Origin of the sequence: Kitasatospora sp. NPDC101155, from assembly GCF_044768305.1 — a bacterium.
Taxonomy (GTDB): domain Bacteria; phylum Actinomycetota; class Actinomycetes; order Streptomycetales; family Streptomycetaceae; genus Kitasatospora.
Genome location: NZ_JBIWPN010000078.1, coordinates 1 through 24,518, shown reverse-complemented (window position 1 = coordinate 24,518; position 24,518 = coordinate 1). Strand labels below are relative to the sequence as shown.

Genomic DNA, 24,518 nt, shown 5'->3' with positions numbered 1-24,518 from the left:
GCGAGGACGGCGCATCGACGTGCAGCGTGCGCGGCAAGACGCCGTGGCGCATGGCCATGACCATCTTGATGATCCCGGCGACACCGGACGCGGCCTGGGTGTGGCCGATGTTGGACTTCAACGAGCCCAGCCAGAGCGGTTCCTGGCGGTCCTGGCCGTAGGTGGCGAGCAGGGCCTGGGCCTCGATCGGGTCGCCGAGGGTGGTGCCGGTGCCGTGGGCCTCGACGGCGTCCACCTCATCGGCCGTCAGGCGGGCGTTGGCCAGGGCCTGGCGGATCACCCGCTGCTGGGAGGGCCCGTTGGGCGCGGTGAGGCCGTTGGAGGCGCCGTCCTGGTTGACGGCGGAGCCCCGGACCACCGCGAGCACGCGGTGCCCGTTGCGCTCGGCGTCGCTGAGGCGCTCCAGCACCAGCACGCCCACACCCTCGCCCCAGCCGGTGCCGTCGGCCGCGTCCGCGAACGCCTTGCACCGGCCGTCCGGCGCCAGGCCCCGCTGCCGGGAGAGCTCCACGAAGGTGGTTGGGGTGGACATCACGGTGACACCGCCGGCCAGCGCCATCGAGCACTCGCCGCCCCGCAGCGCCTGGGTCGCCAGGTGCAGCGCCACCAGCGAGGAGGAGCATGCGGTGTCCACCGTCACCGCCGGGCCCTCCAGGCCCAGGGTGTAGGAGATCCGCCCGGAGACCACGCTGCCGGCGACACCGGTGCTGAGGTAGCCCTCGACCTCCTCGGGCGTCACGGCCCGGCGGGCCGCGTAGTCGTGGTACATCAGGCCGGCGAACACGCCGGTCCGACTGCCCCGCAACGACCTGGGGTCGATCCCGGCCCGCTCGAACGCCTCCCAAGAGACCTCCAGCAGCAGTCGCTGCTGGGGGTCCATGGCCAGGGCCTCGCGCGGGCTGATGCCGAAGAACTCGGCGTCGAAGTCGGCCGCGTCGTACAGGAACCCGCCTTCGCGGACGTACGACGAACCGGGGTGGTCCGGATCCGGGTGGTACAGGGTCGCCAGGTCCCAGCCGCGGTCGGCGGGGAAGTCGGCGATCGCGTCCCGCCCGTCGGCGAGCAGCTGCCAGAGATCCTCGGGGGAGGCGATGCCGGCCGGGTACCGGCAGGCCATGCCGACGATCGCGATCGGCTCGGTGTCGGCCGCCTCCAGCTCCTGGATGCGGCGGTGCGCCATGCGCAGGTCGCCCGTCATGCGACGGAGGTATTCGACCAGCTCTGCTTCGTCAGCCACGTAACGCCTTCTCTGTGTGGACCGCCCCAAGCCGTGGCGAGGGCGTCAGTTGAACGTGAGTTCGATTCCCATGTCGTACACCGTGGCCGCCGCCTGCTCGATCTCCTCCGGCGAGGAGACGCTCAGGGTCGGGTACGGCCAGGCGAACAGTGCGACCGGCACGCCCGCGCCGAGCAGCAGGGCCAGTTCGGTGCCGCGCTCGGCCAGGCCCTGCTTGACGTGGCTCAGGTACGCCGGGGTGGTGAGGTTGGCCGCGAACTCCGCTCGGACCCCCTCCGCCGTGGTGACGGCGGCGCCCTTCGTCAGCGCGGAGACCACTGGGAGCTCCGGGTCCCGGAACGGGATCTTCTCCAGGTACGGCCGGACCAGGCCGGCGTAGTACTCCTGCAGCGGGGTGTGCCCGCCGCCCAGCACGCTGAGCACGTTGAGCTGACCCCGCGGCGCCTCGGCCGCCAGCTCCCGGAGCGCGTCCAGCTTGCCGGAGAACATCACCATCTGGTACTTGCCGTCGGCGAACCTGCCGCCCACGTCCGAGGCGAAGTACACCCCGGGCCGGTCCGGGCCGCAGTACCAGTCCAGATCGGCGTCGGCCTCGATGATGGCCACCGCGAAGCCGCGCCCCGGCTCGCCGGGCGGCGACATCGGCTGGCGGCTGTTGAACTTGAGCATCGCGAACAGGTCCTCGCGGCTGATCGCGCCGGCCAGGCAGGAGCAGATCATCCAGCCGAGGCTGGAGCCGCCCAGCAGGTTCGGCCGGATGCCCTGCTCGGCGAGCACGTCGGCGATCCCGATCGCGAGCATGGCCTGCCGCGCCGCCGCGAGGTGCCGCAGCTCCGGCCGCGCCGAGTCGTCCCCGTCGTACAGGTGTACCGAGAGGTCCTCGGTGTAGAGCTGATCGAGGGTCAGCCCGGACCACCGCACCACCTGGTCGCTCCAGTCGCGCATCACCTGGTAGCGCTCGTGCAGGGCCAGGCCGGGGGGTTCGAGCGCGACCCCGCCACCGATGATGAAGCTGATCGTCACGCCGGTCCCTCCTCGGACACGCTCAGCGCCTTGACCGGGCAGGTCATGCTCGCCCGGCGGACCTGCTCGGCCGCCGGTCCCGGGTCGGTGGCCAGCAGCGTCACCAGGCCGTCGTCGTCCTGGTCGAAGAAGTCCGGCGCGAGCCGGGCGCAGTTGCCGGCGCCGATGCAGCGGTCCCGATCGGCGAGGATGCGGGTCACCACGCGACCGGCAGGTCGTGGATCTCCGGCAGCTGGGCGTTCTCCGGCGACTGGATCTCCTCGACCGGGACGGCCAGCCGCAGCGTGGGGATGCGCTCGAACAGCGTCCGGTAGCCGATCTCCAGCTCCACCCGGGTCAGGTTGCCGCCCAGGCACTGGTGGATGCCGTGGCCGAAGGCCAGGTGCTGGCGGGCTTCCGCGCGGCGGACGTCCAGGGTGTCCGGGTTCTTGAAGGCCGCGGGGTCGTGGTTGGCCCCACCGTTGGGCACGATCACGCCTTCGCCGGCCCGGATCAGCTGCCCGCCGACCTCCACGTCCTCGACCGCCACCCGCATCGCCGACAGGTCCGAGACGCTGACGAACCGCAGCACCTCGTCCACGGCCTCCGGCCAGAGGGCCGGCTCCTCGCCCAGGATCGCCAGCTGGTCCGGGTGGGCCAGCAGCGCGGTCACGCCGTTGGAGATCATCGAGGCGGTCGGGCCGTAGCCGGCGCCCACGATCACCAGGATGAGCGAGACCAGCTCGTCGAAGGTCTCGGCGCCGGCCTGCTTGTACTTGGCGACGATGGTGCTCAGCACGTCGTCGGCCGGGTTGCGGTGCTTCTCCTCGATCCCGCCGAGCAGGTACTCCCGGAAGGCGAGCTGGATCCGGATGAACTCCGCGAAGTCCTGCACCACGGTCGCCTTGCGGGCGTCCGACATGAAGCCCTCGATGGCGTCCAGGTCCAGGCCCAGCAGGCTGCCGATGACGCAGCCGGCCAGCGGGAAGGAGTAGGCCTCGGCCAGGTTGACCGGCTGCTCCTGCTCCAGCATCCGGTCGATCAGCCGGTCCGCGACCTGCTGGATCTGCGGGCGGAGGGTGTTCATCCGGCGCATGGTGAACTCGCTGATCACCATGCGGCGCAGCCTGGTGTGCTCCGCCCCGTCCATGGTGACCAGGGTGGGGGTGCGCCGCATCGGCTCGAGCGCCTGGGAGAAGATCGGGTACCCGGGGTTGGTGATGTCGGAGCTGAACCGCTCGTCGCTCAGGATCGTCCGCACGTCCTCGAAGCCGGTGACCACCCAGGCCGGCGTCCCGTTGTACAGCCGCACCTGGGTCGGCGCACCGGTCGCGCGGAAGGCGTCGTACTCGACGGGCGGCTTGAACGGACACCCGCGGCGGATCGGAAAATCGGGGGTCTCGATATCACCGTCGGCCATGGCTAAATTCCCTTCACCTTTTCCCGGAATGGGCGCCCGACGGGGTTTCACCAACCGATCGGACAAGATCAGCCCAAAGTCTCAGGGCCTCAACGTACCGACCCGGGGTCCCCTAGCTTCAATCCCCTACCCTCCCTGTCGAACCCTTACGTGGGCAGCCCGCCAGGGGTCGGGGTCGGCCGGTCAGGGTAGGTTTGACGTGCTGTCAAGGCGATGGGACGGGCCGCGGACCACTCTCCTGGGGCGATCCGGTCGAGTGGCCTGCGGGCGAGGGGCGCGCGGAGTGCGACCGGCCGTCGCGAAGGGAGAACGGAGACCGCGAGGAATTCCGCAAAATGGCATGCGAAGCCGCCGGTGCGCACCCACGAGGAAAGGGCCGCCGTGACGCACGCGCCGCCATCGAATTCCCGATCCGGCCTATCGTCCGGGACTGGAACGGAATCCTGTGGGACGACGGCACGAACCGGCGATCGCCGTCGCCGTGCACGAACATCGGGCGGAGCACCGTCCCGTGGGCCGCCCGCAGACGCGGCTCGGCCGCCAGCCGGGTGCGGCTGGCGGCCGAGTGGCGTCGGGCTCACCTCGTCCTCGGTGCTGCCCCGGTGGTCGACCACCGCGCCGTGCAGGATGAACTTGTGGCCGAGCGGGCGCCGGTGTCCGACGTGGCCGGCCGGTGTCGAGAACTGGCGTCAGCCACGTTCCTCGATCTGCTTGATGTCCTCCTCGGTGAGGCGGATCCCCATGGTGTCGCGCAGCTCGACGACCAACTCGGCCGGCGACAGCGCGTGCTGGTTCGCGATGCCGTTCGTGGTGAAGTCCTGGATGTTCTTGCCGAACAGCGCCTTGCGGACGATGCCGTCCTCGCCCTCCATCACGGTCTGCGTGAAGAGCGCCACCACCAGCGGGGACCGCGGGTAGTTGCTGGAGGTGAAGTTGGCCATGGTGAAGTCGACCGGGTGGAACAGCGTGGTGTCGAAGGCCACCGAGTCGACCCAGGTGCCGTTGTTCAGCATCTGCAGGGCGGTGATCGGGCCCTCCTGCTGGATCCGGTACTCCCAGCCGTCCTGCTTGCAGACGGCACCGTCGATCAGCGGCACCGGCTCCAGCGGGCCCAGGCAGCCGTAGCCGGCGTCGGACAGGTAGCGCTGCCCGTCCACGTCCACGATCAGCACCGAGTGCGAGCGGGCCTGCACCTGGCCCGGCGCATTGCCGAGGCGGACCCGGCAGAGCAGCCGGGTGAGGGAGAAGCCGAGCCGCTCCAGCACGGCCGCGAAGAGCAGGTTGTGCTCGTGGCAGTAGCCGCCCCGGCCGCGGGTGACCAGCTTGTCCTGGATCGACTCCAGCTCCAGCTGGATGCCCCGGCCGAGGATGATGTCCAGGTTCTCGAACGGGATGGCGAGGATGTGCGCCCGTTGCAGCGCCGACAGCGTCTCCACGGTGGGCTCGATCGGGCCGGTGTAGCCGATGCGCTCCAGGTAGGCGGGGACGTCGATCTTCTCGATGTCCCATTCCGACGCGGTTTCAGCAGCGGTAGCCATGCGGTTCCTTTCATCGCTCATGAGCCGAACTCGCTGTCGATCAGGCGCAGCAGGTCATCTGCCGACGCCGCGCTGAGTTCGTTGTTTCGGTCTTGCTCCGGCACGGCGTCAACGGCCGTACTGAGCTTGGTGAGCAGCACCCGCAGCCGGGTGGTGACCGCGGCGCGCTCCGCGGCGGTGGCGGTCATGGCGAGCAGGCGCGATTCCAGTTCGTTGATGTCCGCCAGCGCACCGGCCGCCTCGTTGGGTTCGGACTCGGTCAGGCAGCCGAGCAGGTACTCCGCCATGGCCTGCGGGGTGGGCTGGTCGAACACCAGGGTGGCCGGCAGGCGCAGCCCGGTCGCTCCACCCAGTCGGTTGCGCAGCTCCACGGCTGCCAGCGAATCGAAGCCCAGCTCCTTGAAGGCCCGGGTCGCACCGACCGCGGCCGCGGACGCCTGGCCGATCACCATGGCTGCCTGGGTTCGTACGAACTCTAGCAGGGCGTCGACTCGTTCGGCGACGGGCAGCGCGCGGATCCGTTCCGGCAGACCGGAGTTGGGCGCGGTCGGCGCGCTCTCGGCCGGCCGCGGGCGGGCCCGGCGGCCGGTCAGCGCGCGCAGCACCGGCGCGTCCGCGGCACTCGGGTCGAGGTCCGCCGCCACCAGCACGGCGCGGTCCGCGGCCAGCGCGGTGTCCAGCAGGGCCATGCCCTGCGCCGCGGAGAGCGGGGCCAGGCCGGACCGGGCCATCCGGCGCAGGTCCGCCTCGCCCAGCGCGTCCAGCATTCCGCCCTGCTGCTGCCACGGCCCCCAGGCCACCGAGACGGCCGGCCGCCCCGCGGCGCGCCGGCGCTCGGCCAGTGCGTCCACGTAGGCGTTGGCGGCAGCGTAGTTGCCCTGCCCGCCGGCGCCGAGCGTGCCCGCGATCGAGGAGAACAGCACGAAGGCCGTCAGGTCCGAGTCCCTGGTGAGCTCGTCCAGGTGGTCCGCGCCGGTCGCCTTCGGTGCCAGCACGGCGGCGATCCGCTCCGGGGCCAGATCGGTGACCAGCGCGTCGTCCAGCACGCCCGCGGTGTGCACCACCGCGCCGAGCCGGGGGATCCGGCCGAGCAGGTCGGACACCGCCGCGCGGTCGGCCACGTCGCAGGCCACCATTTCGGCCAGCCCGCCCAGTTCGGCCAGTTCGGCGACCAGCTCGGCCGCGCCCGGTGCCTCCGGGCCGCGCCGGCCGGCCAGTATCAGCCGGCGGACCCCGTGCGCGGTGACCAGGTGCCGGGCCACCACCGCGGCCAGGCTGCCGGTGCCGCCGGTGATCAGCACGGTGCCGTCCGGGTCGAACGTGGGCGGCTCGGCGGCCGCCGGCGCCGCCCGCACCAGCCGGGGAACGAGCAGTCCGCCGCCCCGCACGGCCAGTTGCGGCTCGTCCGCGGCGATTTGGGCGGCGGCCGCCGCCGGCACCGCGCCCAGGTCATCGGCGTCCACCAGCAGGAACTGGCCCGGATTCTCGGTCTGGGCGGAGCGGATCAGGCCCCAGGCTGCGGCGCCGGCCAGGTGCCGCAGGGGGTCGCCGGGCCCGGTGACGACCGCGCCGTCGGTGACCAGGACCAGCCGGGAGGACCGGAAGGCCTCGTTGGCCAGCCAGTCCTGGATCAGCGCCAGGGCGTGGGCGGCGGTGTCCGCGGCGGAGCGGTCGGCGGGCAGCGGTGCCAGCACCAGATCGGGCAGCGGCGTGCCGGCCCGGGCCAGCCCGCCCAGGTTCGGGCGGTCCGGGTCGAGGGTCAGCACGTCCGCCGGCGCGGCCGGTACGGGCCCGGCATCGAGGGCGACCCAGTCCAGTCCGAAGAGCGAGCGGTCGGTACGGGCCGACTCCAGCTGTCCGGCATCGATCTGGCGCAGCGTCAGTGAGGCCACCGCGGCGACCGGCTGCCCGGCCTCGTCCGCGATGTCCACCGCGACCGTGTCCGGCCCGTTCGGCGCGATCCGGGCCCGCAGCGCGCCCGTGCCCGGCTGGGCGACGCAGACGCCGCTCCAGGTGAACGGCAGCCTCGGCGCGCCGTCCGCGGGCAGGAAGGCGCCCAGCCCGATGCCGTGCAGCGCCGAGTCGAACAGCGCCGGGTGCAGGTCGAACCGCCCGGCCTCGACCGCCACTTCGTGATCGGGTCGGACCTCGACGAAGACCTCGTCGCCGCGCCGCCAGGCCGCCCGCAGGCCCTGGAACGCGGGGCCGTAGCCAAAGGCGTTTTCGGCCGTCCCGGCGTAGAAGCCGTCGAGCTCGAAGGGCTCCGCACCCGCCGGCGGCCAGCTGAGCAAGTCGGCTGCCCCGGCGGCCGATCCGGGGGCCAGCAGGCCGGAGGCGTGCAGGGTCCAGAGGGCCTGCGAGGCGTCCGCGGGCCGGGAGTAGACGGTGACGGTGCGCCGCCCCGTCCCGTCCGGCTCGCCCGCCGCCACCTGCAGCTCGACGGCGCCCCGCTCGGCGAAGGCCAGTGGGGCGGCCAGCACCAGCTCCTCCACCACCGGGCAGTCCAACTCCCGCCCGGCGTGCAGCGCCAGCTCCACGAAGGCGGTGCCGGGCAGCAGCGGGGTGCCCATGATCGCGTGGTCGGCGAGCCAGGGGTGGGTGCGCAGCGACACCCGGCCGGGGAAGACCACCCCGTTGGAGTCTGCCAGTGCCACGGGCTCGCCGAGCAGCGGGTGCCCGCTGGTGGTCTCGGCCAGCCAGTAGCGCTCGCGCTGGAACGGGTAGGTCGGCAGTTCGACCCAGCCGCCCGCGCCGAAGTAGCCGGCCCAGTCCACCGGCACGCCCTGCACGTGCAGCGCGGCCACCGCGGCCAGCAGGCTCTCCGGCTCGGGCCGGTCCCGGCGCAGCGCGGGCACCGCCCCGGGGGCCAGCGCGCTGAGCGTCGCGTCCGGCCCCAGCTCCAGGCACCGGGTGACGCCGCTCTCGGCCAGCGCGGCCACGCCGTCGCCGAACCGCACCGCCTCCCGCACGTGCCGGACCCAGTAGGCCGGCGAGCAGAGTTCCTCCGGCGTGGCCGGCCGCCCGGTCAGGTTCGACACCAGGGGTAGCCGCGGCGGCGCGAACTCCAGCCCGGCCAGCACCTGCTCGAACTCGGCGAGGATCGGCTCCATCAGCACCGAGTGGAAGGCGTGGCTGACGTTCAGCCGCTTGGTCCGCTCGAACCGCGCCGCGACCGCCAGCACCGCCTCCTCGTCACCGGAGACGACCACCGCCTCGGGGCCGTTGACCGCCGCCAGCGAGACCCGCTCGCCGAGCAGCGGCAGCACCTCGGCCTCGGCCGCCTGGATCGCCACCATGGCACCGCCGGCCGGCAGCTGCTGCATCAACCGGCCGCGTGCGGCCACCAGAGCGCAGGCGTCCGGCAGCGACCAGACCCCGGCGAGATGGGCCGCGGTGACCTCGCCGATCGAGTGCCCGATCAGGACGTCGGGCCTGATCCCCCAGGACTCGACCAGCCGGGTCAGCGCCACCTCGATGGCGAACAGCGCCGCCTGGGTGTACTCGGTCCGGTGCATCGCCTCGGGGTCGTGGAAGAGCACCTCGTGCAGCGGCCGGTCCAGGTGCGCGGCCATCGCGGCCGACACCTCGTCGATCGCCGCCGCGAAGACCTCGAACCGCTCGTACAGCTCCCGGCCCATGCCGACCCGCTGTGCGCCCTGGCCGCTGAACAGGAAGGCCAGGGTGCCCTCGGCCGCCTGGCCGGCGGTCACACCGAGGCCGTCGCCGCCCTCGGCCAGCGCGGCCAGCCCGTCGAGGAGGTGCGCGCGGTCGGTGGCGGTGACGACGGCCCGGTGTTCGAGCGAGGCCCGGGTCAGCGCCAGCGACCGCGCCAGCTCGTCCACCGCGAGCTCGGGGTGGATGGCCACCCAGGCGCCGAGCGCCCGGGCCTGGGCCCGCAGCGCGGCCTCGCCGCGGGCGGAGAGCACCACCGGCAGCACCGGGGGAGCGGGCGGCGCCACGGCCTCGGTGGTCTCCGTGACCTGGGTAGGCTCGGGCGCCTGCTCCAGGATCAGGTGCGCGTTGGTGCCGCTCACGCCGAACGCCGACACTCCGGCGCGCCGCGGTCGGTCGACCACCGGCCACTCCTGGCGCTCCGTCAGCAGCTCGACCGCGCCCGTCGACCAGTCCACGTGCGTGGAGGGCCGGTCCACGTGCAGGGTGGGCGGCAGCACGCCGTGCCGCATCGCCATCACCATCTTGATCACGCCGGCGGCGCCGGCCGCCGCCGCGGTGTGGCCGATGTTCGACTTCAAGGAGCCGAGCAGCAGGGGCTGTTCGCGGTCCTGGCCGTAGGTGGCGAGCAGGGCCTGGGCCTCGATCGGGTCGCCGAGGGTGGTGCCGGTGCCGTGCGCCTCGACCGCGTCCACCTCAGCGGCCGTCAGGCGGGCGTTGGCCAGCGCCTGGCGGATCACCCGCTGCTGGGACGGACCGTTGGGCGCGGTCAGGCCGTTCGACGCACCGTCCTGGTTGACCGCGCTGCCCCGCAGCACCGCGAGCACCCGGTGCCCGTTGCGCTCGGCATCGGAGAGCCGCTCCAGCAGCACCAGGCCGACGCCCTCGCCCCAGCCGGTGCCGTCGGCCGCGTCGGCGAACGCCTTGCACCGCCCGTCCGGGGCCAGCCCGCCCTGCCGCGAGAACTCCACGAACGCCTCGGGCGTCGAGAGCACGGTGACCCCGCCGGCCAGTGCCAGCGAGCACTCACCGCCCCGCAGCGCCTGCGCTGCCAGGTGCATCGACACCAGGGAGGAGGAGCAGGCGGTGTCCACGGTCACCGCCGGGCCCTCCAGGCCCAGGGTGTAGGAGATCCGCCCGGAGGCCACGCTGCCCGCGTTCCCGGTGCCCAGGTAGCCCTCGACCCCGCCGGGCACGCTGTGGACCCGGTCGGCGTAGTCGCTGCCCGAGACCCCGGCGAAGACGCCGGTGTCGCTGCCGCGCACCGCGTGCGGGTCGATGCCGGCCCGCTCGAGGAGTTCCCAGGAGGTCTCCAGCAGCAGTCGCTGCTGCGGGTCCATGGCCAGCGCCTCGCGCGGGCTGATCCCGAAGAACTCGGCGTCGAAGTCGGCGGCGTCGGCCAGGAAGGCGCCGTTTCGGGTGTAGCTGGTGCCGGGTCGGCCCGGCACCGGGTCGTAGACCGCGTCCACGTCCCAGCCGCGGTCGGTGGGGAACTCGCCCACCGCGTCCACGCCGTCCCTGGCCACCCGCCACAGGTCCTCCGGGTTGCGGATCCCGCCCGGGTAGCGGCAGGCCATGGCGACGATCGCCACCGGCTCGTCCGGCACCCCGGTCGTGACCGTCGCCGCGGCCGGCGCCGGTACGCTGTCGGCCAGCAGGGCCGCCAGGTGGCGGGCCAGGACGTCGTGGGTCGGGTAGTCGAAGAGCAGGGTGACGGGCAGCCGCAGGCCGGTCCCGGCGTTCAGCCGGTTGCGCAGCTCCACCGCGGTGAGCGAGTCGAAGCCGAGGTCCTGGAACGGCTTGCCGGTGCTGACTGACTCCGGGCCCGGGTGGCCGAGCACGGCCGCCGCCTGGGTTCGGATCAGATCGATCAGGGCGCGGTGGCGCTCGCTCTCGGTCAGCCCGGCCAGCCGGGCGGCGAAGGCCGACTGCCCGGCCCCGCCCGGCGCCGCCTGTTCCTCGGCACGCAGCGCCTCGGCCGCCTCGGGGATCTCCGCGATCAGTGGCCGGGGCCGGGCCACCGCGAAGGTCGGAGCGAACCGGGACCAGTCCAGGTCCGCCACGGTGAGCTGGGTCTCGCCGTCCGCGATCGCCTGCCGCAGTGCGGTGAGCGCCCGCTCGGGCGGCATCAGCCGCACCCCGCGCCGGCTCAGCAGCCTGTCGGCCTCCTCGCCGACCATGCCGCCGCCGGCCCAGCTGCCCCAGGCCACCGAGACGGCCGGCAGCCCGCGCTGCCGGCGCTCCTCGGCCAGGGCGTCCAGGAAGGCGTTGCCCGCGGCGTAGGCGCCCTGCCCGGCGCTGCCCCAGACGGCGGCGCCGGAGGAGAAGAGCACCAGCTCGCAGTCGGGCAGCAGCGCGTCCAGGTTCACCGCGCCGGCCACCTTGGCGGCCACCACCTCGGCCAGCTCGGCCATCCCGGTGCGCAGCAGCTCGGTGGCCTGGCCGACACCGGCGGCGTGGAAGACGGTGGCCACCGGGCCGACCTCGGCCAGCAGTGCGGCTAGCGCCTCCCTGTCGGCCACGTCGCAGGCCGCGACCGTGACCGAGCAGCCGGTCCCGGTCAGCTCGGCCGCCAGCTCCTCGGCGCCCGCCGCGGCCAGGCCCCGACGGCTGGTCAGCACCAGCCGCTCCGCACCGGCACCGGCCAGCCAGCGCGCCACCTGGGCGCCGATCGCGCCGGTGCCGCCGGTGACCAGGACGGTGCCGCCCGGCTGCCAGTTGCGGGCCTCGGCGGCCTCGGCGCGATCGGCGCGGACCAGGCGGCGGCCGAAAACGCCCGCCTCGCGCACCGCGAGCTGGTCCTCGCCGACCGGTGCGGCCAGGACCCGGGCCAGCCGGTCCAGCGCGCGGGGGTCCAGCTGCCGTGGCAGGTCGACCAGGCCGCCCCAGCTGCGCGGCAGTTCCAGGCCGGCCACCCGGCCCAGGCCCCAGCAGGCCGCCTGCGGCACACTGCGCAGCGGATCCGAGCGCCCGACCGAGACCGCGCCCTGGGTCAGGCACCAGAGCGGCGCCTCGATCTCCAGCGCGGCCAGGCCCTGGACCAGCCGCAGGGTGTCCGCCAGGCCGGCCGGCAGCGAGGGCTGCTCGGCGTCGGGCCGTTCGTCAAGCGCCAGCAGCGAGAGCACACCGCCGAGCTCGCCGAGACCTTTGAGCCGCTCGGGGTCGAAGCCCTCGACCCGGACCGTCCGCACACCTAGCCCGCGCTCCAGCTCGGCACCCAGCTCGGTGCCCCCGGGCGCGTCTACGATCAGCCAGCTGCCGGACAGCGCCGCGGCCTCGACGGACAGTGGCGTCCAGGTCACCCGATAGCGCCAGGAGTTGAGCTGGGAGCCGGCCAGCCGGTCCCGGCGCCACTGGGCCAGGGCCGGCAGCGCTTCCTGCCATCCGTCGGCCGGTCCGTCCAGCAGCCGGACCAGCGCCGCCGGGTCGTCGGCGTCCACCGCCGCCCAGAACTGCGCCTCGGCCGGGTCCCCGGCCGCCCGCTCCGGCTCCGCGACCAGCCAGTAGCGCTGTCGCTGGAAGCGGTAGGTCGGCAGGTCAACCAGCCGCGCCCCGGCGGGCAGCAGCCGCGCCCAGTCGACGGGGGTGCCGGCGACGTACGCCTCGGCGAGCGAGGTGAGCAGCCGGTCCGGGCCGCCCTCGCCGCGCCGCAGGGTGCCGACCGCGGCCGCGGGGTGGCCGCTCTCCTCGATCCGCTCCTGCACCGCCGTGGCGAGCACCGGGTGCGGGCTGATCTCCACGAAGACGCCGTGGCGCTGCCGCAGCAGCTGCTCGACGGCCCGGTCGAAGCGCACCGTGCCGCGCAGGTTCTGGTACCAGTACTCGGCGTCCGGCTCGCCGACGTGGTCGGTGGTGGAGACGAACGGCACGGTGCCGGGCTGCGGCGTGATCGGGGCCAGCAACTCGCGCAGCTCGTCGCGGAGTTCGGCCACCTGGGGGGAGTGCGAGGCGTAGTCCACCGGGATCCGGCGGGCCCGGGTGCCGGCGGCCTCGCAGGCAGCCACCAGCTCGTCCAGGGCCTCGGTGGTGCCGGAGACCACCACCGAGCGGGGCCCGTTCACCGCGGCGATCGAGAGCCGCTCGCCCCAGGGCTCGATCAGGGCGCCCGCGGCCTCCTCGGTCAGTACCAGCGAGACCATCCCGCCCTTGCCGGAGAGCCGCAGCAGCTCCCTGCTGCGCAGCGCGACCACCCGGGCGGCGTCGTCCAGCGAGAGCACCCCGGCGACGCAGGCGGCGGCGATCTCGCCCTGCGAGTGGCCCACCACCGCGGCCGGCTCCACCCCGCAGGCCCGCCACACCTCGGCCAGCGACACCATCATCGCCCACAGGGCCGGCTGCACCACGTCCACCCGGTCCAGCGAGGCGGCGCCCTCGGCGCCGGTGAGCACCTCGTGCAGCGACCAGTCGGTGTACGGCGCCAGTGCCTTCGCGCAGGCCTCGATCCGCTCCGCGAACACCGGCGAGCAGTCCAGCAGTTCGCGGCCCATGCCGATCCACTGGGCGCCCTGGCCGGGGAAGACGAAGACCGGCGCGGCGGCCGGGACGGCCTGCCCGACCACCTCGGGCAGCTCCCCGCCGAACAGCACCGCGCGGTGCTCCATCGGCGCCCGGGTAGCCACCAGCGAGCGGGCCACGTCGGCGGGCGCCAGCTCGGCGGCGTGCCCGCGCAGCGCGACGATCTGATCGCCCAGCGCGGCGGCGCTGTGGGCGCCGACCACCCACGGCAGCAGTCGCGAGTTGACGGGCCGTCCGGGCTCGTCGCCGGCCGGCCCGTCGGCGGCCGGCTGGGGCTCCTGGGCCGCCTCCAGAATCACGTGCACATTGGTGCCGCTCATGCCGAAGGCCGAGACCCCGGCCCGGCGCGCCTCGCCGCGCTCCGGCCACTCCTGGCGGTCCGTCAGCAGCTTGACCGCGCCCGCTGACCAGTCCACGTGCGGAGTCGGCTCGGCCACGTGAAGGGTCGGTGGCAGCACGCCGTGGCGCAGCGCCATCACCATCTTGATCACCCCGGCCGCGCCGCCGGCGGCCTGGGTGTGGCCGATGTTGGACTTCACCGAGCCGAGCCAGAGCGGGCGTTCGCGGTCCTGCCCGTAGGTCGCGAGCAGCGCCTGCGCCTCGATCGGGTCGCCCAGCTTGGTGCCGGTGCCGTGCCCCTCGACCGCGTCCACCTGGTCGGGCGTCAGCCGGGCGTCGACCAGGGCGCGCCGGATCACCTCCTGCTGCGCGGGGCCGCTGGGCGCCGTCAGTCCGTTGGAGGCGCCGTCCTGGTTCACCGCCGAGCCGCGTACCACGGCCAGCACCTGGTGGCCGTTGCGGCGGGCGTCGGAGAGCCGCTCCACCAGCAGTACCGCCGCGCCCTCGCCCCAGCCGGTGCCGTCCGCGTCGGAGCTGAACGCCTTGCAGCGCCCGTCCGGGGCCAGCGCCTGCTGGCGGGAGAACTCCACCAGCACGGTGGGGCTGGACATCACAACGACGCCGCCGGCCAGCGCCAGCGAGCACTCGCCCCGGCGCAGCGACTGCACGGCAAGGTGCAGCGCCGTCAGCGAGGAGGAGCATGCGGTGTCCACGGTCACCGCCGGGCCCTCCAGGCCCAGGGTGTAGGCGACCCGGCCGGAGACCACGCTGACCGCGTTGCCGGTCACCACGTGGCCCTCCACCTCCGGGCCGGCCGCGCTCAGGTCGCCGCCGTAGTCGCGCCCGGACACCCCGGCGAAGACGCCGATGTCGCGGCCGCGGACCGCTGCCGGGCTGATCCTGGCCCGCTCGAAGGCCTCCCAGGAGGTCTCCAGGAAGAGCCGCTGCTGCGGGTCCATGGCCAGCGCCTCGCGCGGGCTGATGCCGAAGAACCCGGCATCGAACTCGGCGGCCCGGTCGAGGAACCCGCCCTCGCGGACGTAGCAGGTGCCGGGCCGGTCGCCCGCCGGGTCGTACAGCTCGGTCAGGTTCCAGCCGCGGTCGGTCGGGAGGCCGCCGACCGCGTCCCCGCCGGACTCGACCAGCCGCCACAGTTCCTCCGGCGAGTCGACCCCGCCGGCGAAGTGGCAGGCCATGCCGACGATCGCGATGGGCTCCTGATCGGCGTGCTCCAGCTCGGCGACCCGTTGGCGCGCCTTCTGCAGATCGGCGGTGACCCAACGAAGGTAGTCTCGAAGCTTCTCTTCGTTGGACATTTATTCCCTTCCGAATTCACTGTTGATGAAGTCGAACAGCTCGTCGTCGCTGGCGGTCTCCAGTACCGCCACGCCGGACTGCTGGTCGGTGTCCCAGGCGAGGGTCAGACCGCGCAACCGGGTGGCGATCTTGGAGCGCAGCGCGTCGTCCGGTCCGATCCGGGCGAGCGCCTGCTCGAGTTGGTCGAGCTGGTCCAGCACCGGGCGCGGCTCGTCGGCCGACTCCTGGCGCAGCAGCGAGTCGAGGTGGTCGGCCAGCGCGCCGGGCGTCGGGTGGTCGAAGACCAGGGTCGGCGGCAGTTGCTGCCCGGTCGCTTCCTTGAGGGCGTTGCGCATCTCCACCGCGGCCAGCGAGTCGAAGCCCAACTCACGGAAGCTCGCCCCGGCCGCCACCTCCGTCGAGCCGTAGCCGAGGATGGCGGCGACCTGCTCCAGCACCAGCCCGAGCAGGGCGCGCTTGCGCTCCGGCCCGGAGAGCCCGGCCAGCACCGGTGCCGCCTTCGGCTCCGGGGTCGCGTCCAGCACCTGTCGCACCTCGGGCAGCTGCTCGATCAGCGGGCTGGGCCGGTTCAGGGTGAACGACGGCGCGAAGAGCGTCCAGTCCATGTCGGCGACGGCCACTGCCGTCTCGTCCTGGTCCAGCGCCGCGGCCAGCGCCGCGACCGCCTGCTCGGGTGCCATCGGGGTCACCCCGCGCCGCCGCAGCCACTCCGCGCCGTCGCCCGCGGCCATGCCGCCGCCGTCCCAGGCGCCCCAGGCCACCGAGAGCCCGGCCAGGCCGGCGGCCCGGCGGTGCTGGGCCAGCGCGTCCAGGTAGGCGTTGGCGGCGGCGTAGGCGCCCTGGCTGGAACTGCCCCAGACCCCGGAGACCGAGGAGAACAGCACGAACAGCTCCAGCTTCTGATCCACAGTCAGCTCATGCAGGTTGCGCGCGGCCACGGTCTTGGACCAGAGCGAGGCCCGCAGGGCCTGCGGCGTCAGCTGGTCGATCGGCAGGTTCTCCAGCACCCCGGCGGTGTGTACCACACCGGTCAGCGGCATCTCGACCGGGATCGCCGCCAGCGTCTGCGCCAGCGCCTCCCGGTCCGCGGCGTCGCAGGCGACCACGGTGACCTGGGTGCCGAGCCGGGTCAGCTCCTGCGCCAGCTCGGTCGCGCCGGGCGCCAGCGGACCCCGGCGGCTGGCCAGCACCAGGTGCTCCGCCCCGGCGCGGGCCAGCCAGCGGGCCACGTGGCCGCCGAGCGCGCCGGTGCCACCGGTGATCAGCACCGTGCCGTGCGGCTGCCAGGCCGCGCCGGCCCGGGCGGCGTCCTGCGGGGCGCGGACCAGCCGCCGCGCGAACAGGCCGCCGTCGCGGATAGCCAGCTGGTCCTCGTCGTCCAGCCCGGCCAGCGCGGCGGCCAGCAGCTCGCCGGCCGGCTCGTCCAGCAGCTCGGGCAGGTCGACCAACCCGCCCCAGCGCTGCGGGTACTCGAGCCCGGCCACTCGGCCGAAGCCCCACAGCCGGGCCTGCTCCGGGTTGGGCAGCGGCTCCTCGGCGCCGACCGCGACGGCCCCGCGGGTGGCAACCCAGAGGGGGGCCCCGACCTCCGCGTCGCCCAGAGCCTGCAACAGCGCCACGGTGCCCGCCAGCTCGGAGCGGCCGGGCAGCGCCAGCACACCGGCGAATCCGCCCGCGGCGCTGGCCAGCCGGGCCGCCAGCTGATCCCGGGTCAGCTCCTCGGGCCCGACCAGCCAGGTGGTCGGCTTCGCACCGGCGCGGCGCAGCGCCACGGCGGCCGCGTCGGCCTCCGCCGCGCCCTCCGCCAGCAGCAGCCAGCGGCCGGAGAGGACGGCCGGGCGCTGCCCGGTGAGCGGCTGCCAGGCGATCCGGTACCGCCAGTCGTCGCCGGCCCGCCGGCTCGGCGCGGCGACCGGCTGGTACCAGTAGCGCTCCCGCTGGAACGGGTAGGTCGGCAGCTCGATCCCGGGCCCGGAGCGCTCGCCGAACCGGGCGGTCCAGTCGATCGCCGTCCCGGCCCGGTAGAGCTGGGCCAGCGCGGTCAGCGCCGTCTCCGGCTCGGACCGTTGGTCGCGCAGCGCCGGCACGAAGAGCGCCTCGGCGCCGGCTGGCAGGCAGTCCGGCCCCAGCGCGGAGAGCACCGCGTCCGGCCCGACCTCCAGGAAGGTGCCGACCCCGGCCTCGGCCATCGACCGCACCGCGTCGGCGAACCGCACCGTGCCCCGGACCTGCTCGACCCAGTACTCCGCGCTGGCGATCCGCTCGGCCGGCACCGGCTTCCCGGTGACCGTGGAGACGATCGGGATCCGCGGGCGTCGGAACTCCAGCCCCGCGGCGACCTCGGCGAACTCGGCGAGCATCGGCTCCATCAGCGCGGAGTGGAAGGCGTGGCTGACCGCCAGCTGCTTCGTCTTGCGGCCCGCACCGGCGAAGTGCTCGGCGCAGGCCGCCACCGCCTCGGCGCCGCCCGACACCACCACCGCGCGGGGGCCGTTCACCGCCGCGATGTCCAGCGGGAGGTCCTGCGCGACCAGCCAGTCGGCCACCTCGGCCTCCGTGGCCTGCACCGAGAGCATCGCGCCGTCGGCCGGCAGCTCCTGCATCAGCTGGCCCCGGGCCGTCACCAGCACTGCGGCGTCCGGCAGCGAAAGCACACCGGCCAGGTGCGCGGCGGCCAGCTCGCCGATCGAGTGGCCGGCCAGGTAGTCCGGGGAGACGTCCAGGAACCGGTAGAGCGCCACCTCCAGGGCGAACAGCGCCGGCTGGGTGTAGCAGGTCCGGTCCAGCAGCTCCGGCTGGTCGAGCATCACCTCGCGGATCGGCCGGTCCAGGTGGCGGTCCAGCTCGGCGCAGACCTCGTCCAGCGCTGTCGCGAAGGCCGGGTAGTGCCGGTACAGCTCACCGCCCATGCCGATCCGCTGCGCGCCCTGGCCGGTGAACAGCACCCCGAGCCGGCCCGGCACCGGAGGTCCAGCGACCAGCTGAGGGGCCCGCTCGCCCGCCGCCAGCGCGGCCAGGCCGTCGGCCAGGGCGGCCCGGTCCCGGGTCAGCACCACGGCGCGGTGCGGCATCGGCGACCGGGTGGCGGCCAGCGACCAGCCCAGCTCGCCGGGGTCGGCGTCGGCCAGTGGCAGCAGCCGCTCCGCCTGTGCCCGCAGCGCGGCGTCGGTGCGGGCCGAGAGCACCACCGGCACCACCGGTCCCGCCTCGGGGACCGGAGCGGGTTCGGCCGGCGGCGCCTGTTCGAGCACCACGTGGGCGTTGGTGCCACTGATGCCGAAGGAGGAGACGGCGGCGCGGCGCGGGCGGTCCAGCTCGGGCCAGTCCTGGGACTCGGTCAGCAGCTCGACCGCGCCCGCCGACCAGTCCACGTGCGAGGACGGCGCATCGACGTGCAGGGTCGGCGGCAGCATGCCGTGGCGCATGGCCATGACCATCTTGATGATCCCGGCGACACCGGCCGCCGCCTGGGCGTGGCCGATGTTGGACTTCACCGAGCCGAGCAGCAGGGGCTGTTCGCGGTCCTGGCCGTAGGTGGCGAGCAGGGCCTGGGCCTCGATCGGGTCGCCGAGGGTGGTGCCGGTGCCGTGGGCCTCGACGGCGTCCACCTCACCGGGCGTCAGCTGCGCGTTGGCGAGGGCCTGGCGGATCACCCGCTGCTGGGAGGGCCCGTTGGGCGCGGTGAGGCCGTTGGAGGCGCCGTCCTGGTTGACCGCGCTGCCCCGGACCACCGCGAGCACGCGGTGGCCGTTGCGCTCGGCGTCCGCCAGCCGCTCCAGCACCAGCACGCCGGCGCCCTCAGCCATCCCCGTCCCGTCGGCGGCCTCCGCGAAGGCCTTCACCCGCCCGTCCGCGGCCAGCCCACCCTGCCGGGAGAACTCGGCCAGGGTCAGCGGGCTCGCCATCACCGTCACGCCGCCGGCCAGCGCCAGCGAGCACTCGCCGCCCCGCAGCGCCTGCGCCGCCAGGTGCAGGGCGACCAGGGAGGAGGAGCAGGCCGTGTCCACGGTGATCGCCGGGCCCTCCAGGCCCAGCGTGTAGGCGATCCGGCCGGAGACGATGCTGGGCGCGTTGCCCGTCATCAGGTAGCCGCCGCTGTCCGGGTCCGCGGACCCGAACCGCGTGCTGTAGTCACTGCCGGCGATGCCCGCGAAGACACCCGTCCGGCTGCCCTGCAGCGAGGCCGGCGCGATCCCGGCCCGCTCCAGCGCCTCCCAGGAGGTCTCCAGCAGCAGCCGCTGCTGGGGATCCATCGCCACCGCCTCGCGCGGCGAGATGCCGAAGAACGCGCCGTCGAACTCCCCGGCGTCGTACAGGAACCCGCCCCGGCCCTCGCCGGCCTGCCAGCCGCGGTCGGTCGGGAAGGCCGAGATGGCGTCCCGGCCGGCCGAGACCAGCCGCCACAGGTCCTCGGGTGAGGCCACCCCGCCGGGGTAGCGGCAGGCCATGCCCACGATCGCCACCGGCTCGCCGCTCGCCTGGAGCTGCGCCTGCTCGACCGGGGCCGCGGCCCCGCCGCCGAGCTCGCCGCGCAGGTAGCCCGCCAGTGCCGTCGGCGTCGGGAAGTCGAACACCAGGGTGGCCGGCAGCCGCAGGCCGGTCGCGGTGTTCAGCCGGTTGCGCAGCTCCACCGCGGTCACCGAGTCCAGCCCCAGCTCGCGGAAGGCCCGGTCAGCGGCCACCGCGTCGGGCGCGGAGTGGCCGAGCACCAGCGCCGAGTGCGCCCGGACCAGGTCGAGCAGCAGCTGCTCCCGCTCCGGCTCCGAGAGCGCCGCCAGCTGCTGCTGCAGCGCGGACCCGGAGGCCACCGACTCCTGCGGCTCGGCCGCCCGCAGCTGCCGCACCTCGGGGATCTCGTCGAACATCGGGCTGGGCCGGACGGCGGTGAAGGCCACGTGGTAGCGCGGCCACTCGATGTCGGCGACCAGCACCATCGGCCGCGCCTCGTTCAGTGCCTGCTGGAGCACCGTCAGCGCCAGCTCGGGGTCGATCGCCGGCACGCCGTGGCGTCGCAGCAGGTCCTTCACCGCGCCCGTCGCCATGCCGGAGCCGTCCCAGGCACCCCAGGCCACCGAGGTCGCGGGCAGCCCGAGTGCCTGCCGGTGCTGCGCCAGCGCGTCCAGGTAGGCGTTGCCGGGCGCGTAGTTGCCCTGGCCCGGCGCGCCAGCGGTGGCACCGGCGGAGGAGAAGAGCACGAAGGCCGACAGCTCACGGTCGCGGGTCAGCTCGTGCAGATTGTGCGCGGCGGTCATCTTCGCGCTCAGCGCTCGCTCCAGCTGATCGGCCGTCAGGGACTCGATCAGCCCGTCGTCGAGCACACCGGCCGCGTGCACCACCGTCGTCAGCTCGCCCGGGAGCCCGGCGAGCAGCGCCGACAGCGCCTCCCGGTCGGCGACGTCGCAGGCCGCGATCGTCACCCGCGCCCCGAGCTCGGCGATCTCGGCCGCCAACTCGGCAGCCCCTTCCGCGCGTTCGCCGCGCCGGCTGGTCAGCACCAGGTGTTCGGCCCCGTTTCCGGCCAGCCAGCGGGCGACCTTGGCGCCCAGTGCGCCGGTGCCACCGGTCACCAGCACCGTGCCGCTCGGGCGCCAGTCCGGCTGCTCGGCATAGGGGTTCGCCCGGACCATCCGGCGGACGAAGACCCCGGCTGGCCGAACGGCCCACTGGTCCTCGTCGCCGGTGCTGCCCAGGGTGCGGGCGAACAGCTCGGCGGTCCGGGGGTCCAGCGCCGCGGGCAGGTCGACCACGCCGCCCCAGCGCTCCGGGTGCTCCAGGCCCAGCACCCGGCCCAGACCCCAGACCAGGGCCTGGCCGGGGTTGCCCAGCAGATCCGAGTCGGCCACCCGCACCGCGTCCCGGGTCACGCACCAGAGCGGGACCTCCACGCCGCCGAGCGCCTGGATCAGGGAGACGGTGAGCGCGTAACCGTGCGGCACAGACGGGTGATCGGCGTCCGGCTGCTCGTCCCAGGTGAGCAGCGACAGCACGCCGACGGCCCCGGCCGCCTGCTGCCGCACCTGCTCCGGGTCGACCGCGTCGAGCACCAGCGGCAGCACCTCACGACCGGCGGCGGCCAGCGCCTCCAGCAGGGTGGCGACCGCCTCCTCGCCGGCCACCCGGGCGGGCAGCGCGACCAGCCACTTGCCGGTTCGGTCGGCAGTGGTGGGCTGGGTGAGGGACTGCCAGGCCACCCGGTAGCGCCAGTCGTCCGTCACCGTGCGCGCCCGGGACCCGCGCTCGATCCGCTCCGGCCAGAATCGCCGGCGCTGGAAGGCGTAGGTCGGCAGCGCGACCCGGCGGCCCGTGGCTGGGCCGAAGACCGCCGACCAGTCCGGCTCCGTCCCGTGCACGCCCAGCGTGGCCAGCGCGGTGATGAACTGGCCCGCGTCACCGGTCTTCCGGCGCAGCGTGCCGGTGACCACACCGTCCACGCCGCACGAGCCGAGCGTCTCCTCGACGCCGACGGTGGCCACCGGGTGCGCGCTGGTCTCGACGAAGACGGTGTGCCCGGCCGAGGCCAGGGCGCGGACGGTCTCCTCGAAGCGGACCGTCTGCCGCAGGTTGCGGTACCAGTACTCGCCGGTCAGCTCGGTGGTGTCCAGCAGCCCGCCGGTCACGGTGGACCAGAACGGCACCTGGGCCGGCCGGGGCGCGACGGTCTCCAGAGCCGTCAGCAACTCGGCCTGGATCCGCTCGACATGGGGCGAGTGCGAGGGGTAGTCCACCGGCACCCGGCGCGCCCGCAGCTGCTCGGCCTCGCATACGTCCAGCAGTTCCTGCACCGCGTCCGCGTCGCCCGCCAGCACCACGGAGGTCGGACCGTTGACCGCGGCCAGTGCCAGCCGCCCGGGCCACCGGTCCAGCAGTTCCTGCACCGCCTGGGCCGAGACGGCCACCGAGACCATGCCGCCCTGGCCGGCCAGTTCACTGCCGATCAGGCGGGAGCGCAGCGCCACCACCCGGGCGGCGTCCTCCAGCGACAGAGCGCCGGCGACGCAGGCGGCGGCGATCTCGCCCTGCGAGTGGCCCAGCACGGCGGCCGGTTCGACCCCGCAGGACCGCCACACCTCGGCCAGCGACACCATCACGGCGAACAGCGCGGGCTGGACCACGTCCACCCGTTCCAGCAGTGCGTCGTCGGCGATGGCTTCGGTGAGCGACCAGTCCACGTACGGCGCGAGCGCCGCCTCGCAGCGCGCCATCGCGGCGCGGAACGCAGGCGAGGTGCGCAGCAGTTCGGTGCCCATGCCGGCCCACTGCGAGCCCTGGCCGGGGAAGACGAACACCGGGCCGGCGCCGTCCGCAGCCCGCGCCACCCCCTGCACCAGGTGCTCCGACACGCCCCCGGCGGCCAGTGCCGCCAGCCCGTCGGCGAAGTCCTCGGGCGTGCCGCCGATGACGACCGCGCGGTGCGGCAGCCGGGCGCGGCCGAGGGCGAGCGCGCGGCCCACCTCGGCGGCGGGCAGGGCAAGCCCGACGTGCCACTCGCGGAGGCGCTCGGCCTGTGCGCGGAGGGCGGGCTCGGTGCGGGCGGAGAGCACGAAGGGCAGCACCGGCGGGACCTCGGCGGCCTCCACCGGCACGGGCTCCGCGACCTGCTCCAGGATCACGTGGGCATTGGTGCCGCTCATGCCGAAGGAGGAGACGGCGGCCCGCCGCGGGCGGTTCAGCTCGGGCCAGTCGCGTTGCTCGGTCAGCAGCTCCACGGCACCGGCGGCCCAGTCGACATGCGTCGAGGGCTGGTCCGCGTGCAGCGTGCGGGGGAGCACGCCGTGCCGCATCGCCTGCACCATCTTGATGATGCCCGCGACACCGGCCGCGGCCATCGTGTGGCCGATGTTGGACTTCAACGAGCCGAGCAGCAGCGGGGTCTCGCGGTCCTGGCCGTAGGTGGCGAGCAGCGCCTGGGCCTCGATCGGGTCGCCCAGGCTGGTGCCGGTGCCGTGCGCCTCGACGGCGTCCACCTGGTCGGCGGTGAGCCGGGCGTTGGCCAGCGCCTGGCGGATCACCCGCTGCTGGGACGGGCCGTTGGGCGCGGTGAGGCCGTTGGAGGCGCCGTCCTGGTTGATCGCGCTGCCACGCACCACGGCCAGCACCTGGTGGCCGTGCCGCCGGGCGTCGGAGAGCCGCTCCAGCAGCACCAGGCCGACGCCCTCGCCCCAGCCGGTGCCGTCGGCCGCGTCCGCGAACGCCTTGCAACGGCCGTCGGCGGCCAGCCCGCCCTGCTGGGCGAAGTCCTCGAAGGCCTCCGAGGTGGACATCACCGTCGCCCCGCCAGCCAGCGCCAGTGAGCACTCGCCGCCCCGCAGCGCCTGGGCGGCTAGGTGCAGAGCGACCAGGGAGGAGGAGCAGGCGGTGTCCACGGTCACCGCCGGGCCCTCCAGTCCCAGGGTGTAGGCGATCCGGCCGGAGGCGACGCTGCTGGAGTTGCCGGTCATGCCGAACCCGGAGCCGGCGGCGGACTCGCGCACCATGGCCTGGTAGTCATTGCCCGCCAGGCCGACGAAGACCCCGGTCCGGCTGCCCGCGAGCGAGAGCGGGTCGATCTGGGCCCGCTCGAACGCCTCCCAGGAGGTCTCCAGCAGCAGCCGCTGCTGGGGGTCCATGGCCAGCGCCTCGCGCGGGCTGATGCCGAAGAAGTCGGCGTCGAACTCGGCGGCGTCGTAGAGGAAGCCGCCCTCCCGGGTGTGCCGGTAGGCCGGATCGAGCTCCCAGCCGCGGTCGGTGGGGAACGGCGCCATCACGTCCACGCCGTCGGTGACCAGACGCCACAGCTCCTCGGGGGAGCGGACGCCGCCGGGCAGGCGGCAGGCCATGCCGACGATCGCGATCGGCTCGTCCAGGGCCGCCGGGATGACGACCGGGGCCTCGGCGAGCGCGCCGGAGTCCAGGAAGCGGGCGAGCGCGGCCGGGGTCGGGTAGTCGAACACGATGGTGGCCGGCAGCCGCCGCCCGACCGCCGCGCTCAGGCTGTCCCGGAGCTGCATCGCGGCGAGTGAGCCGAAGCCGATGTCCTGGAACCGCAGGTACGCGGGCACCTCGGCGGCATCGGCGTGGCCCAGCACGGCGGCCGCGTGCAGCCGGACCAGCTCCAGGAGGTCCGCCGGCGGCTCCGCCAGGGCCTGCGGGGCGGGCAGCACACCGGCCGCGGGCAGGCCGGGACCGGCCGGGAGCCAGTAGCGTTGGTGTTGGAAGGGGTAGGTGGGCAGGTCCAGGTGCTGTCCCGAACCGCCTAGCAGGGTGGGCCAGTTGACGGGCACGCCGGTGGTGTGGAGCTGGCTGAGGGCTTTGAGGAGGGTGGTGGGTTCGTCCTGGTCCTTGCGGAGGGTGGCGATGGCGGTGCGGTCCTCGATCATGGGGGTGAGGACGGCGTCGGGGCCGATTTCGCAGAGGATGCCGGCGTCCATGGTGGCGATGGTGTCGGCGAAGCGCACGGGTTCGCGGACGTGGTTCACCCAGTACTGGGCTGACAGTGGGT

At 74.5% G+C, this 24,518-nt stretch carries 7 protein-coding genes; all 7 read right to left on the bottom strand.

Going from position 1 to position 24,518, the window contains the following annotated elements; translation table 11 throughout:
• Positions 1–1,237, bottom strand: a 1,237-nt coding sequence (locus tag ACIRYZ_RS43550) for a type I polyketide synthase (protein WP_402954289.1), incomplete at its 3' end; no start/stop codon positions are given.
• 45 nt (positions 1,238–1,282) lie between these two features.
• Positions 1,283–2,260 carry an ACP S-malonyltransferase gene (locus ACIRYZ_RS43545; RefSeq protein WP_402954286.1) on the bottom strand — a complete coding sequence of 326 codons (978 nt, stop codon included), beginning with the start codon at positions 2,258–2,260 and terminating at the stop codon, positions 1,283–1,285.
• Positions 2,257–2,460 carry a ferredoxin gene (locus ACIRYZ_RS43540; RefSeq protein WP_402954283.1) on the bottom strand — a complete coding sequence of 68 codons (204 nt, stop codon included), beginning with the start codon at positions 2,458–2,460 and terminating at the stop codon, positions 2,257–2,259. Before ACIRYZ_RS43540 ends, ACIRYZ_RS43545 begins: the two co-directional genes overlap by 4 nt.
• On the bottom strand, positions 2,457–3,659 hold the full coding sequence (locus tag ACIRYZ_RS43535) for a cytochrome P450 (protein ID WP_402954280.1): 1,203 nt from the start codon (positions 3,657–3,659) through the stop codon (positions 2,457–2,459). The genes ACIRYZ_RS43540 and ACIRYZ_RS43535 overlap by 4 nt, the downstream gene beginning before the upstream one ends.
• 689 nt (positions 3,660–4,348) lie before the next feature.
• Positions 4,349–5,197 carry an arylamine N-acetyltransferase gene (locus ACIRYZ_RS43530; protein WP_402954277.1) on the bottom strand — a complete coding sequence of 283 codons (849 nt, stop codon included), beginning with the start codon at positions 5,195–5,197 and terminating at the stop codon, positions 4,349–4,351.
• A 17-nt stretch (positions 5,198–5,214) separates the two neighbouring features.
• The gene (locus ACIRYZ_RS43525) at positions 5,215–15,039 is read right to left on the bottom strand and encodes a type I polyketide synthase (protein ID WP_402954274.1); all 9,825 of its coding nucleotides are present in this window, start codon (positions 15,037–15,039) and stop codon (positions 5,215–5,217) included.
• Positions 15,040–24,495 (bottom strand): SDR family NAD(P)-dependent oxidoreductase, encoded by a 9,456-nt coding sequence (locus ACIRYZ_RS43520; protein WP_402954271.1) that lies wholly within the window; start codon positions 24,493–24,495, stop codon positions 15,040–15,042.
• Positions 24,496–24,518 lie beyond the last annotated feature (23 nt).